Genomic DNA, 16,127 nt, shown 5'->3' on the forward strand with positions numbered 1-16,127 from the left:
CCGGACAGTCTGATCCGGTCATCTCCGGTTCGGGCAGCGAGAGTCTGAGGCTAGCTGGCCTCTAGGCCAAACTCCTGGACTCGTTTCACGGTGGATTCCAGTTCCGCCGGGCCGGGAAGACGCTTGTGTACGGCGAGGAAGCTGGCCTGCACATCCTGGCGGGTGGCGGGAGTCTTTCCGGTGTCGATGAGGTAGGCGATGATATCGAGGTAAGAGGGGCTGCGGGTATCCAAAGCGTTCAAGAAGGGGGTAGGGAGGTCACGGTTGGCTTCGAGGTAGATGCGGTACTCCTCGGGGAGGGGGAACGCATCGGCGACATCGGGGGCATCGGTCGCATCGAGGGGTGCCGGATCAGGTCCCTCGGTGGTGTCGGTAGCCCAGAGCTTTGCTCGGAGCTGACTAAATGGGTTGAACATGATGCGCTCTCTCCTTCCTCAAAATCCGTGGGTTTTCAACATTAAAACATAAGGTAATCAACAATTGTTGGAAAATGCAAGCATTTTTTCTACCCACCTTATTTGGGTTTAGAGAACTCAAAAACAAAACCCCGCAGGGGAGGGTTTCTGCCCTCCTGCGGGGTAGTTGTGCTGCTCAGTCGCTCAGCTGCTCAGATGCAGGGCGCGGGTGGACTGTGGCCTTTAGTCGCCACCGCCACCATCTCCGCCGCCGTCTCCACCGCTGGAGCCGCTGTCCGAGCCGGAATCTGAACCGGAGCTGGAGAAGCCGCCAAAGCTGTTGCTGCTGGAGGGGCCACTGCTTTGGTCGCTGTTCCACTGGGTGGTAGGGGCATCAGCGTCGCTGCCGTTCGTCATGCCCGCCGCACCGGCGCCACCGGCAGCGCCAACGGCGCCAGCACTGCCAGCGCTGTCCGTGCCACCGATGGTGTAGCCAGCGTAGCCGTCGTTTCCTCGATTGTTCCAGGGCGTATTGTTCTGGGGCTTATTGTTTTGTGGCTTATTTCCCTGGTTGTTGCCCCAGAGGTTGGAGCCCTGGTTGTTGGGAGCCTGCGCGGGCGAGCCCTGGAAATTAGAAGTCTGATAATTGGAGCCCTGGAAGTTGGAACCCTGGTTGGTAGACCCATAGCTGCCGAAAGGGCTCTGCCCAGCATTTGGAGCTGTATTCGATGCTCCAGCCGCTCCGGCAGGCGAGGCTGCGGGAGTGTAGCTACCGTTGGCCTCCTGCGCCGCCTTCTCTTTACGTTCCTTGCGGGCACGTACGGGCGTCATAAAGAGATAGTCCAAGCTAAAGCGACCCGAGCCGGACGCGGCCAGGGCGAGGCCCGCTGCCCCCAGAACCCCGACGAGCTCCCAACCGCCATCGGCGACGAAGACACCCTTGCCCCAGTGAGCGAAGCCAAAAGCGAAGGCCATTTGGATAAACAGCAGTGGGCCGACGATCCGAACCAGTAGGCCGAGGATCAGCAGCACGCCCGCGGCGAGCTCGAAGTAGGTGGCGATCTGCGCGGAAGCGTTCGGCCACGGTACGCCCATGGAATCGAAAGATTTAGCAGTGCCGTCGATGGTCCAGGAATCGTACTTTTGCCAACCGTGGGTGATCAGCACGATGCCCACGAGGATGCGGGAAATCGTGATGCAAACATCTTTAAAAATATTCATGTCGCTAACGCTACCAACTTAGAGAGGGCATGGCCGGGCTTGTGGCAGGTCAATCTGCTACAGATAGAGGCCAGAGCCACCATGAATCATTCCGAACCTCAGACCCTGATCGTGAGCGACTCGCAGGCGGATCGCCGCCTGGATAAATACATCCGCTCGCAGGTCAAGGGCGTACCCGCCACGGTGCTGTTCCGCCTGATGCGCACCAAGCAGATCACCGTCAACGGCGCCAAGTGCAAACCCGACCAGCGCACCGTTGCCGGCGACAAGGTTCGCTTGCCCGCCCTGGAAGTCGCCGCGGAGAAACCGACGCCAACGGGGGATCGCAAGGCGGCGGAACAATTGGCCCGCAGGCTGTCCCGGCATATCGTTTTTGAAGACGGCGACCTGCTCGTTGTGAATAAGCCTGCCAACATCGCCGTGCACGTCGGCAGTGGGGTCAAGGCTGGGGTGATCGAGGCGCTGCGCGTGCTACGGCCGAAGGTAAAGGAACTAGAGCTGGCACACCGGCTGGATAAGGAAACCTCCGGGCTGCTGATAGTAGCCAAGAACTCGAAGATGCTGCGGCACCTGCAGGAGCTCTTGCGTGCCGGCGGGGAGGACATCCAGCGCTACTACCTGGCGGTGGTTTCCGGTGGGGTGAAAAGGACCGGTAGACAACCGCAGCGGATAGAGGCGCCACTGCGCAAAGCCGGGGCGGCCACGGTGGTGGATCGCCGCGCCGGGCAGCGGGCGGAAACGAAGCTGTGGGTGAAGAAGCCGTGGGGAACTGCGGGTACCCTCGTGGAGACACAGCTGTTGACAGGCCGGAAACACCAGATCCGCGTGCACCTGCAGCACCTGGGTCATCCGATCATCGGGGACTCTCGCTACGGGAACCCCGCCGCTAACCGGGCGGCCGCGGAAAAGGGGGTGCGGATGCTGATGCTGCACGCCTGCAGGCTGGTGGTGTCGCTGCCGGATGGCGAGGTGCTGGATGTGCACGCCCCGATGCCCCCGGCGTGGAATAAGCTGCGCGGCTAGTGGAGGGGCGTTCATGCCCAATCAATTTTGCCCCCAAAAGTGGTTAGGTTTAATTATCTTATTGATGCCTCGTCCTTGTTGGGATTTAATTCCTTTGAGGGTGGAGTTGCTGCCCCGATGTTGATAAGGCGATGGATCCAAAATGGTGAAAATGAAAGCTGTGGTTGCAGGCTTGGCCAGAAGCGATACTGGTAATAAGAAGCAAGGAGATCGCGGTGTGCGTTGCTAACTTTCCTGTGAGGTTGAGTTCCGCCGCATGAAACTATCATTAGAAGAACTGAGCTTCTCGTATAGGAAGATCTTTGGTACGAAGCCAGTGTTGCGCTCCATTGCTGGAACCTTTAATGAAGGCGTCACGGGTATCTTGGGGCCGAATGGTTCCGGTAAGAGTACCTTGCTGAATATTGTCACTGGTCGGTTGAAATCCCCGAAGGGTTCAGTCTACCTGGTGACAGAGCATGGGCGGAAAACGATGGATGAGTATCAGAGAAACTCTTCTATTGGCTACTTACCGCAGCGTTTCACGTTTGTTCCCGGGATGTGTGTCAAAGACACTGTCGAATATGTTGGATGGGTTAATGGTCTAACGGGGAAGCAACTTAATCGTGCTGTGGAAAATTCGCTTGATGTTGTTCGTCTGAATGAGCAGCAAGTGCTGAAGGCTGGTGCGCTCTCGGGTGGACAACGGCAACGGCTTGGACTCGCGTGCGTCCTTGTACACGAGCCGGAGGTAATGATTCTCGACGAGCCCACTACGGGGTTGGATCCGGAATCGAGAATGCTAATGCGGAAATGCATTGCCGACGCTGCTAGCGATGACAGGCTCGTCCTTATTTCTACCCACCATATGGAAGATCTTCGGTATCTGGCTGATGATGTATGGGTCATAGCAGAGGGGCAGCTCCTGTACTCCGGGTCGCTCGAGGGTATGGGAGAGGGTCTTGCTACCAGCGATGACCTTCGATATGGAACTGAGTTTGAAGCTGGATACTCGGACTTGGTTCAGAGCCTGCGATCCCAGAATGGGGAGGATCCGAAGCATGATTAGATTGTATGCTCGGTCTTCCCTCGGTTGGATCATGCTTGCGGGTGCCGGTGTAATTACCTTAACGGAAGTCCTCTTTCAACTTGAGTTGTTGAAGGCTCCCTATCAGCAGTGGGGTCTTATTGAGTCGAACTTGTCGAACTCACTTGTCGTCGTGATGCCACTCGTAGGCGGGATAGCTGCGGTGCTGCAGGTCCTCGGGCACTCTCCGGGGCGGATAAGCACTATGGCTGGAACTCGAGTTAGCCCTTACGGGCAGTCTATCTGGACAACATTAACGTGGTTAGCGGTGTCTATAGTTAGCGTTGTTGCCGTACTGCTTATCTGCTTCGGCTTTGCTATTGCAACAGCTGGGGGTGGAACACCGGAGTTTAAACTTTACCTGGCCATTTTAGGATCGATTGTTTTTTCGGTGTTTCTTGGTCATGTCATTGGCTACCTGGCTGCTGATCTGAAAGTATCCCTGATTGCGGTTGCCCTTCTCGCCGTGCTTCCCATGTCTGCAGTTAATGGATTTTCGACCTTGCGGTTTATTCCGATACTTCCGGCTGAGAAGCTACCTAGTTTCATTTATTCAGATAGTTGGCTGAACCGGCAATTACTGTTGGGGCTTGTCTTTATAGTGATTTTGGTTCTTGTTCTCTATAGTGCTGGCGCAACGAGGTCTCGGGGTGTCATTTCTAGAGTGATTATGTCCTCGGCTGCCCCCATTGCCGTGTTTATCATCGCTTTGGTTTCGCCTGCCGGTCCCGTGGAGGTTTTTGAGTATTCTGCCTCTGCCAGAGAAAAACAGGTCTGTGAAGTAGTTGGTGAGCGCACAGTGTGTGTACACGAGGAGAACCAGCCCGAATTAGCAAAAATTAGAACCTCGCTCAATGCAGTCGATGATGTTGTAGGGAGGTCGAGGGCGGGTTTCTATGAAATGAAAGATTCGTCCCTGGTCGATACAGCGAAGCCTTTGCCTTATGGCGTTGGAATTGTAGAGCTTAAGCCTGGTCAAGGATCTCGTTTTGGTGCTTTATTGATCGAAGCTATTTCCGGGGTTCTAGTGTGTGGACCGGAATCCTCCGAGTCTGCCGTCAACACTTCTTTCGAAGTTAACGACTGGCTGTTGTCTAGGGTTCCCGTCGCGGCCCGTGAAACTTTTAGTAGCGAACCAGACCATCCTAAAGAGCGACAGTTTAGTGACGTTCAGATGGAAACGATCGTGCAGGAACACAGTGAAGAACTGAGTACCTGCAGTTATTCTGGCGGTACTAATGCAGGTTCTTAAGTACGGTTGGCAGACCCGAAGACTGAGTTGGGTTGTGGGCGCCTCCCTCCTGGCAATGTTTGCAGTTGTCTTGGTTGGCGATGGTGGATTTCAAGTGAACTGGGACACGGTATATGAGCCTAAATACGTGCTCTACATGGAGTTGGTCTTCCTACTTTTGAGTACTGTGGCGGCAGTTTTGATTGAACCTCTAAGTGCTCAATGGGAAGGCAGTTCTTCACGTGCACGAGGGGTTGCATTGTTTTCCCTGTGCGTCACCTTCGTGGGTATATGGCTTGTGGCGGCGGTGGCAATGGGGCAGCTATTGAGAATTTACCCTGCCAACACCGTAGTGTTGATGATTCTGACGAGCAGCACCCTTGTAGCATCGGTGACTCTGGGGCTATCACCGTGGATTGGTCCCTACTGGGCGGGAGTTAGCTCCCTGGGCTTCTATGCGGCTTGTATCGCAATCCAGGGGTTTATGCCTGCCTACCGTTCTTTAGTCCCTCTAGGGGACTCTCGGCTGATACCTGCGCCCACGGAGCCGCATGTCGTACTCACTTCAGTTCTTGCTTTGGCGCTGTGCGTCCTGAGTCATTGGACGACAGGCGGGCTTCGCCAAGGGCGCAGAATTGTCAAAGAAGACTTGTCTTAGAGAGCCCCGGACTGCCTTAGTTAGTAGTAGTACGGGAAGTCGTCCCAGTTCGGCACGCGCTTTTCCAGGAAGGCCTCCTTACCTTCAACTGCCTCGTCGGTCATGTAGGCCAGGCGCGTAGCCTCACCTGCGAAGACCTGCTGGCCCATCAACCCATCGTCGGTTAGGTTGAAGGCGAACTTCAGCATGCGCTGCGCGGTGGGGGACTTGGTGTTGATCTTGCGGCCCCATTCGATGGCGGTGTCCTCCAGATCCGCGTGGTCCACCACACGGTTGACAGCTCCCATCTGGTGCATCGTTTCAGCGTCGATGGCCTCGCCGAGGAAGAAGATCTCGCGGGCAAACTTCTGGCCCACCTGCTTGGCCAGGTAGGCTGAGCCATAGCCTGCGTCGAAGGAGCCGACGTCGGCGTCCGTCTGCTTGAACTTAGCGTGCTCGCGGGAGGCCAGGGTCAGGTCGCACACCACGTGCAGGCTGTGCCCGCCGCCAGCGGCCCAGCCATTGACCAGGCAGATTACAACTTTCGGCATCGTGCGGATCAGGCGCTGCACCTCCAGGATGTGCAGGCGGCCGCCCTCCACCTTCGCGCGGGCCTCATCCACCCCTTCTGCGCCAGCAGCGGCGACGTCCGAATCGTGGCTGGTGGCGTACTGATAACCGGAACGGCCACGGATGCGCTGGTCGCCGCCGGAGCAAAACGCCCAGCCGCCGTCCTTCGGGGACGGCCCGTTACCGGTCAGCAAGATCGTGCCAACGTCCGGGGTGCGGCGCGCGTGATCCAGCGCCCGGTACAGCTCGTCGACGGTGTGCGGGCGGAAGGCATTGCGTACCTCCGGGCGGTCGAAGGCGATGCGCACGATGCCGTTGGCGCGACCTTCGCCGACATGGCGGTGGTAGGTGATGTCCGTGAAGTTATCTACACCCGGCACATCGACCGGGCGCCACAGCTCGGGGTTGAAGGGGTTATTGCTGGAATCAGTCATGCCCGCCATTCTATCGGCCGACCGCTTTTGGCAAGGTAGGAAGCATGAACAGTTCCGCCCCGTCTTCTAACTTGTCTTTCCCGCTGCCGTCGCTCGCCGAGTTACTCGAGCGCGCCGACGTGGTTGCCCTGCCGATGCGGGTGCCCTTCCGTGGCGTGACTGTACGTGAGGCCCTTCTTATTGACGCCCCGTCCCAGTGGGCCGAGTTCGCCCCCTTCCCGGAATACGAACCGGCCGAGGCCTCCCTGTGGCTGCGTTCGGCGATCCAGTACGGCTATGGAACTAGCGGTTCAGCCCCCGTCAATGAGTGGGTTGCCGTCAACGCGACCATCCCCGCAGTGGACGTAGACGACCAGCCGGGGATCATCGGCGAGCTCATGGCACGCTACCCGGGCTGCACCACTGTGAAGGTCAAGGTCGCAGAGAAGAACGCCCTGGCCAACGACCCGGCCGCCAGCATGCGCCAGGATGTTCAGCGCGTCCGTGCAGTTCGGCAGTGGTATGCGGACCAGGGGGTTCGTGCCCCGAGGATCCGCATGGACGCCAACGGTGGCTGGACCGTCCAGCAAGCCCTGGAGGTCGTAGAAACCCTCGCCGCCGACGGTCCGCTGGATTATGTGGAGCAGCCCTGCCGCACCGTCGCCGAGCTGGCGGAGGTGCGCCAGAGCCTCATGCGGCGGGGATTGTTTGTGCGCGTTGCTGCCGACGAGGCCATCCGTAAGAGCGCGGATCCGATCACAGCGGTCAAGGAGGTTACCGACGCGGGGGCCTGCGACGTGGCCGTGCTCAAGGTGCCGCCGCTCGGGGGCGTGGATCAGCTCCGCCGGGTGGCCAGCGAGGTCGCGCAACGCGGCGTATCCATCACGGTGAGTTCGGCCCTGGATACCGCGGTTGGCCTCGGCGCGGGTTTGCAGGCAGCCGCTAGCCTGGTGCACATCGATGACGATGGCATGGTCGCCGAACCCAACGCCGCCGGACTGGCCACCGGCACGCTCTTTGAACACGACCTCGCAGAGCGGCGGATCGTCGATGGGCGCATGCACACCGGCGCTGTAACCCCCGATGCCGACCGGCTGGCGGAGTTCCGCCTTACCGGCGAGCGGCGTGATTGGTGGCTGGACCGCCTGCGTGCGGCTTATAGCTACCTAGCGGGCGGAAGGTAGATTGTGGAACTGTGACTAACGCTGATAGTTCTTCCCAGGATCCGGCTCAGGATCCGACTCAAGGCTCTGGCACACGCTCTGCCGCAGACTCTGCAGCGCACTCCGCCGCGCTGACTAGCCCCATTGCAGTGCGTGCGGGGTTGGTGCTGGTTGACCAGCTGATTCGCAGCGGTGTGCGCGAGGCAGTGCTGTGCCCCGGCTCGCGGAACTCGCCGCTGAACCTGGCGTTCGTGGAAGCGGAAAGGGTCGGGAGGGTGCGCTTGCACGTCCGCACCGACGAGCGTTCGGCAGCCTTTTTGGCGCTGGGGCTGGCGAAGGTATCGCGCCAGCCGGTGCCGGTCGTCATGACTTCCGGGACGGCCGTGGCCAACTGCCTGCCGGCCATGGTGGAGGCCACGCTTTCCGGCGTGCCGCTGGTTGTGCTCTCGGCGAACCGGCCGCTTTCCATGCTGGGCTCGGGGGCGAACCAGACCATCGACCAGGCGGAGATCTTCGGCAGCCATTCGGTGTGCACCCTGAACGCGGGCGAGCTGGCGCTGGAAGGCGCCGTTACCGACGCTGGCACGGGTCAAGCCGCCAAGCGCACCGATGCCGCAGCGGAGCTCCGCGACCTGGTGCGCAAGCTAATTGCTGCAGCAACAGATCCCATCGACGGCGGCGGAGCCCACCTGGACGTGCCGCTGCGGGAACCGCTCGTGCCGCCGACGCTGGACGAGCTATCGCTGTGGGCGGGCGAAATCGCCGCCGCTGAAGATGCGGCAACGACCGAGGGGGCGCACGACTCGCACGCGCCCGGTCAGCCCGCCCGTGGCACCCGGAAGCTGCCCTATGGCCAAGTTGAGGTTGACCTGTCGCGCCGCACACTAGTCATCGCGGGTTCCGTCGGCGACGTCGCTTGGGCGCGTTCGATCATGGACGAACTAGCGGACGTGCCAACTATCGCGGAACCCGTCGCCCCGGCACCCGACTTCCCCGTGCACAGTGCGGCCGTAGACATGTTCAGTACCCAGGTCGTCAGCGACGGCGCACACTCGGCGGTCACCACCCCGGAACAGATCGTGGTGATCGGTCGGCCAACCCTCCACCGTGGCGTCACAAAGCTCCTGGCCAACAAGGACATCAACGTCATCGCCCTCAGCGACACCCGCAACATCACCGACGTTTTCGACAATGTTGATGAGGTCGGCAGCACCGTCCGACCGCGCGGCGAGCAGCCGGAAAGTTGGCTGCAGGTCGCCCGCGCCATCAGCGACATGGGCGTGAATCAGGTCCGCGACGGGTTGGCCGAGCGCGAATCGTTCACCGCGGTGCATGCTGTGGCCGTTGTGGCGGACGCCCTGCGCGACGGGGACCTCCTGGTACTAGGGGCGTCTACGGCGGTGCGGGATGCCTCCCGCGCCGGGCTGCCTTTCGACGGCGTGCAGGCGATCGCCAACCGTGGGGCGGCGGGGATCGACGGGACTATCTCCACCGCCGTGGGCGCGGCGATGGCGCACGCCCACGCCGACCCGACCGCGATCCGCGCGCCGCGCACCATCGCCGTGATGGGGGATCTGACATTCGCCCACGACCTCGGCGGGCTGAACATCGGGCCGCTCGAACCGCGCCCCGACAACCTGCTGATCGTGCTGACCAACGATAGTGGCGGCGGGATCTTCGAAACCCTCGAGCCCGGTGCCGAGCACTTGCGCACCTTCGCCGACGGCACCGCTGCCTTCGAGCGGGTCTTCGGCACGCCACTGGACCTGGACTTCGCGGAGCTCTGCGCCGGGTTCGGAGTGGAACACAAGCTGGCTACCAGCGTGGAAGAACTCGCCACAGTTATCGACGAGCACGCCGAAATCGGCGGAAGCGGGATCACGGTGCTGGAAGTAAAGGTGAGCAGGCGTGGGCGTCAAGAAATAGAAAAAAGAATTGCGGGCACACGATGAACCGCACAATAGATCGCGCGAGGAACGACACACTCACCCCGAAACAAATCCGCACGGCGCGCAGACTGCGGCGCGCGAAGCAAGCCGTTATCGCCCTGGCAGGGCTAGTGATGCTGGTGTGCGGCGGGATGATCGTGACCTCTGCGATGGATGACTTTGCGATCTCGCGAGACAAAGCCGAAGCGACGGCGGAGGTGGTCTCGGTGCAGACGCTGCGGACCACCGTGCGCTTCCGCGACGCAGACGGTAACTTCCAGCAGCCCGAAGAGGGGCTAAAGTACCCTTCTGGCCTGGTGGAAGGGCAGAACGTGCGCGTCGAATACCAAGTCAGCGACCCCGAGAACGTAAAGGTGCACGGGAGGGGATGGACGTTAGCTTTCCTGCCGGCACTATCGTCCATGGCCGTAGGGCTGGGCGTGTGTGCCATGCTGATGCTGCTGATCCGACGCTGGCAGAAGAAAAACAAACTTTGAGTAGCGAAAGTAACCTTTTGTTTCCCTAGACTTGTTAGTGTTTTTACCCAGACGAAACGCGGGCGTGAACTACAAAAGGGAAGCTGAAGGGTATGCGAGTTGCAATTGTTGCCGAGAGCTTTCTGCCGAACGTAAACGGCGTGGTTAATTCCGTGCTTCGAGTGCTGGAGCACCTGCGTGCCAACGGGCACGAAGCGCTAGTAATCGCCCCGGGGGCAACGAATGGGCAGGAGGAAATTGCGACCTACGAGGGCTACCGCATCGCCCGCGTGCCCGCCGTAGACGTGCCGGGCATTAACTCCCTGCCGATCGGCGTGCCGATGCCGAGCGTGTACACGGAGCTGAAGAAGTTCCAGCCAGACGTAGTTCACTTGGCCAGCCCCTTCGTCCTTGGCGGCGCGGGCGCCGTGGCGGCGCGGGCACTGAAGCTGCCTTGCGTGGCAATCTTCCAGACCGACGTGGCGGGCTTCGCCAACAACTACAAAATGAAGTTCCTGTCCAAGATGGCTTGGCGCTGGGTGCGCGTCATGCACAACATGTGCGCCATGACGCTTGCCCCGAGCTCCGTGACGATGCGCGAGCTGGAAGAAAACCGGGTGCGGGGCGTGGCGCACTGGGGTCGCGGGGTGGATACGGAACGCTTCCACCCCTCCAAGCGTTCCGACGAGCTGCGCCGCGAATGGTTGCTAGAGGGCGAGAAGAAGCGCGGCAACGTAGGCGAGGCCGCCGACCTGGAGGGGCGCCGCACCATCGTCGGCTTCGTCGGCCGTCTGGCCGCCGAGAAGTCCGTGGAGCGTATGGCTGCCCTGAACGGCCGGGACGACGTGCAGCTGGTGATCGTCGGTGACGGCCCGGAGATGGATGACCTCAAGTCTCGGATGCCCACCGCAGTGTTCACCGGCGGGCTGTACGGAGAGGATCTGGCTCATGCCTTCGCCAGCCTGGATATCTTCGTGCATACCGGGCAGTACGAGACGTTCTGCCAGGCGATTCAGGAAGCCCAAGCTTCCCGCGTGGCGACCATCGGCCCGGCTGCCGGTGGCCCTATCGACCTGATCAAGCCGGGCCACAACGGCTACCTGCTGAACGTCGAGAACTTCGAGGCCGAGCTGGTCGAAGCGGTGGACACCATCCTTACCGGGGACGTGGATACCTACCGCGACAACGCCTTTGAGGGCGTGCAGAACAAGAGCTGGTCCAGCCTGTGCGACCAGCTGCTCGGCTACTACCGCCAGGCCATCGCACAGGGTGGCAAGGCGGCCCCGCGCAAGGGTTCGCAGCGCGACTTCACGGGGGTGCGCGAAGTGCCCCGTCCCGCAACTGAGGAGACCACCGAGGAGACCACCGCCCAGGCCACCGTTGAGACTTCGGCCGAGTCAGCCCCGCAGGTCAGCGCCGAGCCCGCCGCGAAGTAGGCGAAGCGCCCGCGCTAAGATGTGAGTCGTGTCTCGGGCAAGTTTGGAAAAGAAGCCGCATGAAGTCGCGTCGATGTTCGACGCGGTAGGCAAGAACTACGACCTCACCAACACGGTGTTGAGCTTCGGCCAGGATCGCTATTGGCGCATCCGCACCCGCAGGCGCCTCGACTTGAAGCCCGGCGACCTGGTGCTCGACCTCGCCGCAGGCACGGGCGTATCCACCGAAGAGTTCGCCCGCACGGGTGCCACCTGCATCGCCTGCGACTTCTCCTTCGGCATGCTCGCCGCCGGCTCCCACCGCAATGTGCCGATGGTGTGCGCGGACGGAACGAACCTGCCGTTCGCCGACGCGACCTTCGACGCGGTGACGATCAACTACGGCCTGCGCAACATCGTGGACTTCCGCGCCGGCCTGCGCGAAATGGCGCGAGTGACGAAGCCGGGCGGCAAGCTCGCCGTCGCGGAGTTCTCCACCCCCGTCATCCCGATCTTCAAGACGGTCTACAAGGAATACCTGATGCGCGCCCTGCCGAAGGTTGCGAAGGTGGTTAGCTCCAACGCGGATGCCTACGAATACCTCGCCGAATCTATCCGCGCCTGGCCTGACCAGGAGGAACTCGCCGCGGAGATCCGCGACTGCGGTTGGCGAGAGGTCGGCTGGCAGAACCTCACCGGCGGAATCGTGGCGCTCCATAGCGCGATCCGCGACTAACTGGAACTTATCCGCGCGCGGCCAGCAACGGCGGCTACTTCCGCGCCGCGAAGGGCTCGTCAATCGGTGCGAGGTTTACAACCCTTCCTGCACCCCGCCACAGCCTGGCCGCCACGTCGCGGTCGGCGGGGCTCACGAGGTTCCCCATCAGGCGTGTCGCCACGCCCATCACGCGGTTCGCCAGCGGGCCGCGCATGCCCAACGGCCCGAGCGCGCTCATCAGCCCCGGCATCGTCAAAACCACCGCCAGCCGCCGCGCCAGCCCGAACGCCTCGCCGTAGTGTTTCTGCAGCTGATCTGTCCATTCTGGCTCTATACCGGCGCCGTTGTGGCTCTTTATTTTGGACGCCCACTTCTCCGTCCCGCCCCACTGGTCAACCAACAACCGAACCAGCAGCTCGGCGGATTCCAGGGCGTAGTCGATGCCTTCGCCGTTCAGCGGATTGACCAGGGCGGCGGTGTCTCCGATGGCGGCCCAGTTGGGGCCAGCCACGCGGCTGACGGCTCCGCCCATTGGCAGGAGGGCGGAGGTGATGGATTCCGGTTCTCCCTCGATTGACCATTCGCCGCTGACTTGACGCGCGTAGTCACGCAGCAGTTTCTTGGTGTTTACCTTTGCGGGGCGCTTGGTGGTGGCCAGCACTCCGCAGCCGAGGTTCGCTTTGCCGATGCCTTCAGCCGGGCCGCGATCCGTTCCTTCGGCCGGATTGCCCAGGGGGAACACCCACCCGTAGCCCGGCTGGGCGGTTCCGGAAGCGTCGTTGAGCTCCAGGTGCGAGTGAATCCACGGCTCATCGCCGAAGGGGGTGTTGATGTAACTACGGGCCGCGATGCCGTGAACCAGCCCCTTATCCCACTGCACGCCCAGCTTGCGGGCGATGCCGCTGCGCACGCCCTCGGCCAGGACGAAGAAGCGCGCACGGATCTTCACGGGCGCGGATGAGCCCTGCACGCCCTCACCGGTGCGAGTGCCCGCGACCTCGCTGAGCTGTTGGGTTACTGGGTCCGAGGTGGCGTCATTAATCTTCGCTTGAATAAAACGAGCACCCGCAGCGATAGCGATTCCGGCTAGTGAAGCATCCAGGCGCGTGCGAGGGATGGCCGAGCCGCGTTGCGGGAAGTTTCCTGAAGGCCACGGCGCGGTGATGGAGCCGCCGAAGCCGTGCAGCTTGAGGCCCCGGATGTAGGGGGCGCCGTCGAGGAGGTGTAGCGCGCCCATCGATTCCAGGGCGGCGACGGCACGCGGAGTGAGGCCGTCGCCGCAGGTCTTATCGCGGCCGACAGGAAGAGGGCCGGCCGCAGCGCCCGGCACAGCACCCGGCACGTCAGCCATGTCCACCATCACTACGTCCAGACCAGCGCGGGCGGCGTGGAAAGCGGCGGCAGAACCAGCCGGGCCTGCTCCGATGACGGCGAGATCACACTCGATACCGCGGGGCCCAGCGTTGAGAGTTTCAGAAGCGGGGGGAATCATCGACACCCATTGTTCCACGCGGGTGGGGAAGGGCTGGCGGGGAGGTCGAGGCGTAGATCGCATGTGCGTTAAACACCGCCACGTTAATCGACTAAAGTGTCGGTAGACATGTAAAAGACCGCATGTGAATCAATACATGCGCAGTTCAAGAGGAAAAGACGAGGCTGACCACGGACATGCCAAGTGCCACACCCCGTAAACCGGCGCTCCCTGACGTGGGGGACGCGCAACTAAACGAGGCCTTGGGCCAGTCGATGCAGCAGGTTGAACAGCTGCTGAAGGATCGGCTGTCGGTTGGCGAGTCCTTTCTCACCGACAAAATCAGCCATCTTTTTGAGGCGGGCGGCAAGCGCTTCCGCGTGATGTTTGCCCTGCTGGCGGCTCATTACGGTGAGAAGCCAACCGCGCAGGAAGTAAACGAGGCAGCTGCCGTGGTGGAACTGACCCACCTGGCAACGCTGTACCACGACGACGTGATGGACGAATCCGACCAGCGCCGCGGTGCGGAATCCGCTAACAAGCGCTGGAACAACTCCGTGGCCATCCTGGCGGGCGACTACCTGTTCGCCATCGCCAGCGACATCATGGCATCGCTGGGTACTCAGACGGTGCAGCACTTCGCGGAGACCTTCCAGGAGCTGGTGACCGGCCAAATGCGGGAGACCATTGGCGCCCGCGATGGGGAGGACGAGATCGAGCACTACCTGACCGTCATCCAGGAGAAGACGGGCGTACTCATCGCTTCGGCGGGCTGGCTCGGCGCACTGCACAGTGGCGCTTCCGAGGAGCACCGCGAGGCACTGTTCCGCTTCGGACGTAATGTCGGCCAGATCTTCCAGATCGTCGACGACATCATCGACATTTGGGCCGACCCGGAGGTTTCCGGTAAGCAGCCTGGCACGGACTTGCGCGAAGGCGTGTTCACCCTGCCGGTTCTTTACGCAATGCAGCAGGATGACGCCACAGGGGCGCGACTGCGCGAGATCCTCACCGGACCGGTTACGGAGGACGCCCTGGTGGACGAGGCGCTGGAGCTTATCCGTGGCTCCGAAGGCCGCGAGAAGTCCTTTGAAGTCGTGCAGCGCTACCGTCAGTACGGCGAGGATGAGCTGGCTAAGTTGCCCGAGAACCAGGTGACTCAGGCGCTGCGCCACTTGATGGACTTCGCCTTGGAGCGCCTGGGGTAGCTAGCAGGGTGGCCTCGGAGCTTGCGGGGCGCGCAGAGTCGCTTCCGGTGGGCTGCTTGAGCTGGCGATTTGCATAAGTTGGGGCTACTCGTAGTAGAGTTACCAGCGCACCGAATGGTGCATGCCAGATTGCCCGAGCGGCCAAAGGGAGCGGACTGTAAATCCGCCGGCTCTGCCTTCGTTGGTTCGAATCCATCATCTGGCACAGCGCCAAATGGCAAAACAACAACCCGGTGGTTGCTTCCCGATGCGGGAGGCGGCCACCGGGTTTTTCTGTTCGCGGTGCGAGAGTTGGGCATGAGGCAGGGGTTAAGGGTCAAAATGTGTGTCTGGCTCGGCGTGTCGCGGGGGTTAGATTTGGCCTTTTTGAATGCCGATTGAGTGGGTGTAGTCGGTGTCGATAGCGTTGTCGTAGAGGGCTGGGCGTCCTGTTTCGTGGTCGGCTTGGTTCTCGGTTTGGGTCAGGGTGGATACTTTGGCGAGTTGGCCCTGGCCCCAGTCGGACTGCCTGGCGATTCGTACTGGATCGTCAGGCAGTTCCGTTTTTAAGTAGAGCCACCAATCCAGCATGCGGCGTTGTCGTTCGCCTGATCTGCCGCGGTGGGTTCTGGCGAGCAGTTTGAGCTGGGCGTTGATGCCGCCTTCTAAGCTGTTGGTGGTGGATTTGATCCGCTCGGGCGCAAGGACTCCTGCTGGCGGGTTGAGGTAGACAAACAGCATCTCGGACCGCCAAAGATGGTTGAGGCTGTTGTAGGCCTTGCGCACGTTGTGGTGGGTCCACACGCGGGTCCATGCACCTGTTTTGGGGTCTTTGATCATGGTTTTCTCGTTCATCCATTCCCGGTAGATCGTTGAAAACTCGTGCAGTTGCACACCCCACGCGGCGGCTTCATCCAGTGTGGTGATCCGGGTCAGTTTCAGCGCAAGTCGGTAGATGGTGCGCCCGGCATCGGTGCGTGGGTTGGTGGTGGTGTAGCGGCGGACCACGCGTTGGGCGTGGACGAGGCAGCGTTGAATTTTCGTAGTCGGCCAGCACTTTTTGATTGCGCTGTATGCGCCTTGGCCGCCGTCGATGACGGCGATGAGTGGGGCTTCGATGCGTTCAAGCAGCAGTTGGTAGTCGCGGGTGGTTTCGTGTTTGCACCAGTGCCAGGCGATCACGTGGTCGATGGTCGCCGCGACGATCAGGCAG

14 protein-coding genes and 1 tRNA gene are annotated in these 16,127 nt (G+C 61.4%); 10 read left to right on the forward strand and 5 right to left on the reverse strand.

Features of this window, described 5'->3' with window-relative positions:
• Positions 1 to 50: 50 nt before the first annotated feature.
• Positions 51 to 416, reverse strand: coding sequence for a hypothetical protein (locus JQ46_RS02835; protein WP_034985277.1), 366 nt, complete (start codon positions 414 to 416; stop codon positions 51 to 53).
• Positions 417 to 638: 222 nt separating this feature from the next.
• Positions 639 to 1,616, reverse strand: a complete 978-nt coding sequence (locus tag JQ46_RS02840; protein ID WP_034985278.1) for a DoxX family protein — start codon at positions 1,614 to 1,616, stop codon at positions 639 to 641.
• 81 nt (positions 1,617 to 1,697) lie between these two features.
• Here JQ46_RS02840 and JQ46_RS02845 point away from each other — a divergent pair, with 81 nt between their 5' ends.
• From JQ46_RS02845 to JQ46_RS02855, 3 genes are all read left to right on the forward strand, one after another.
• Positions 1,698 to 2,639: an RluA family pseudouridine synthase gene (locus tag JQ46_RS02845; protein ID WP_034985280.1), complete on the forward strand. Its 942-nt coding sequence runs from the start codon at positions 1,698 to 1,700 to the stop codon at positions 2,637 to 2,639.
• Between the two features lie 256 nt (positions 2,640 to 2,895).
• A complete protein-coding gene (locus JQ46_RS02850) occupies positions 2,896 to 3,687 on the forward strand; it encodes an ATP-binding cassette domain-containing protein (protein ID WP_034985281.1) in 792 nt (263 codons plus the stop codon).
• Positions 3,680 to 4,957: an ABC transporter permease gene (locus tag JQ46_RS02855; protein WP_034985282.1), complete on the forward strand. Its 1,278-nt coding sequence runs from the start codon at positions 3,680 to 3,682 to the stop codon at positions 4,955 to 4,957. Before JQ46_RS02850 ends, JQ46_RS02855 begins: the two co-directional genes overlap by 8 nt.
• A gap of 657 nt (positions 4,958 to 5,614) precedes the next feature.
• Here JQ46_RS02855 and JQ46_RS02865 read toward each other — a convergent pair.
• Positions 5,615 to 6,577, reverse strand: coding sequence for a 1,4-dihydroxy-2-naphthoyl-CoA synthase (locus JQ46_RS02865; RefSeq protein WP_034985299.1), 963 nt, complete (start codon positions 6,575 to 6,577; stop codon positions 5,615 to 5,617).
• Positions 6,578 to 6,621: 44 nt separating this feature from the next.
• On the opposite strand from JQ46_RS02865, the gene JQ46_RS02870 reads away from it, so the two are divergent.
• The 5 genes from JQ46_RS02870 to JQ46_RS02890 all read left to right on the forward strand — a co-directional run bounded on the left by JQ46_RS02870 (position 6,622) and on the right by JQ46_RS02890 (position 12,274).
• On the forward strand, positions 6,622 to 7,740 hold the full coding sequence (locus JQ46_RS02870) for an o-succinylbenzoate synthase (protein WP_034985285.1): 1,119 nt from the start codon (positions 6,622 to 6,624) through the stop codon (positions 7,738 to 7,740).
• A gap of 11 nt (positions 7,741 to 7,751) precedes the next feature.
• Positions 7,752 to 9,671 carry a 2-succinyl-5-enolpyruvyl-6-hydroxy-3-cyclohexene-1-carboxylic-acid synthase gene (gene menD, locus JQ46_RS02875; RefSeq protein ID WP_237744688.1) on the forward strand — a complete coding sequence of 640 codons (1,920 nt, stop codon included), beginning with the start codon at positions 7,752 to 7,754 and terminating at the stop codon, positions 9,669 to 9,671.
• Positions 9,668 to 10,144 carry a DUF3592 domain-containing protein gene (locus JQ46_RS02880; protein WP_034985286.1) on the forward strand — a complete coding sequence of 159 codons (477 nt, stop codon included), beginning with the start codon at positions 9,668 to 9,670 and terminating at the stop codon, positions 10,142 to 10,144. Before menD ends, JQ46_RS02880 begins: the two co-directional genes overlap by 4 nt.
• A gap of 92 nt (positions 10,145 to 10,236) precedes the next feature.
• The gene (locus JQ46_RS02885) at positions 10,237 to 11,559 is read left to right on the forward strand and encodes a glycosyltransferase family 4 protein (protein ID WP_034985288.1); all 1,323 of its coding nucleotides are present in this window, start codon (positions 10,237 to 10,239) and stop codon (positions 11,557 to 11,559) included.
• A gap of 28 nt (positions 11,560 to 11,587) precedes the next feature.
• Positions 11,588 to 12,274 (forward strand): demethylmenaquinone methyltransferase, encoded by a 687-nt coding sequence (locus JQ46_RS02890; protein WP_034985289.1) that lies wholly within the window; start codon positions 11,588 to 11,590, stop codon positions 12,272 to 12,274.
• Positions 12,275 to 12,308: 34 nt separating this feature from the next.
• Here the strand turns inward: JQ46_RS02890 and JQ46_RS02895 are convergent, their stop codons facing one another.
• Positions 12,309 to 13,748, reverse strand: a complete 1,440-nt coding sequence (locus JQ46_RS02895; protein ID WP_034985291.1) for a geranylgeranyl reductase family protein — start codon at positions 13,746 to 13,748, stop codon at positions 12,309 to 12,311.
• Between the two features lie 176 nt (positions 13,749 to 13,924).
• On the opposite strand from JQ46_RS02895, the gene JQ46_RS02900 reads away from it, so the two are divergent.
• Both JQ46_RS02900 and JQ46_RS02905 read left to right on the forward strand, forming a co-directional pair.
• Positions 13,925 to 14,935: a polyprenyl synthetase family protein gene (locus JQ46_RS02900; protein WP_034985292.1), complete on the forward strand. Its 1,011-nt coding sequence runs from the start codon at positions 13,925 to 13,927 to the stop codon at positions 14,933 to 14,935.
• 123 nt (positions 14,936 to 15,058) lie between these two features.
• Positions 15,059 to 15,140 (forward strand) — tRNA-Tyr (locus JQ46_RS02905).
• Positions 15,141 to 15,286: 146 nt separating this feature from the next.
• Here the strand turns inward: JQ46_RS02905 and JQ46_RS02910 are convergent.
• Positions 15,287 to 16,127, reverse strand: an 841-nt coding sequence (locus tag JQ46_RS02910) for an IS256-like element IS1249 family transposase (protein ID WP_034985124.1), incomplete at its 5' end; no start/stop codon positions are given.

The organism is Corynebacterium jeikeium (assembly GCF_000738175.1).
GTDB lineage: Bacteria > Actinomycetota > Actinomycetes > Mycobacteriales > Mycobacteriaceae > Corynebacterium > Corynebacterium jeikeium_C.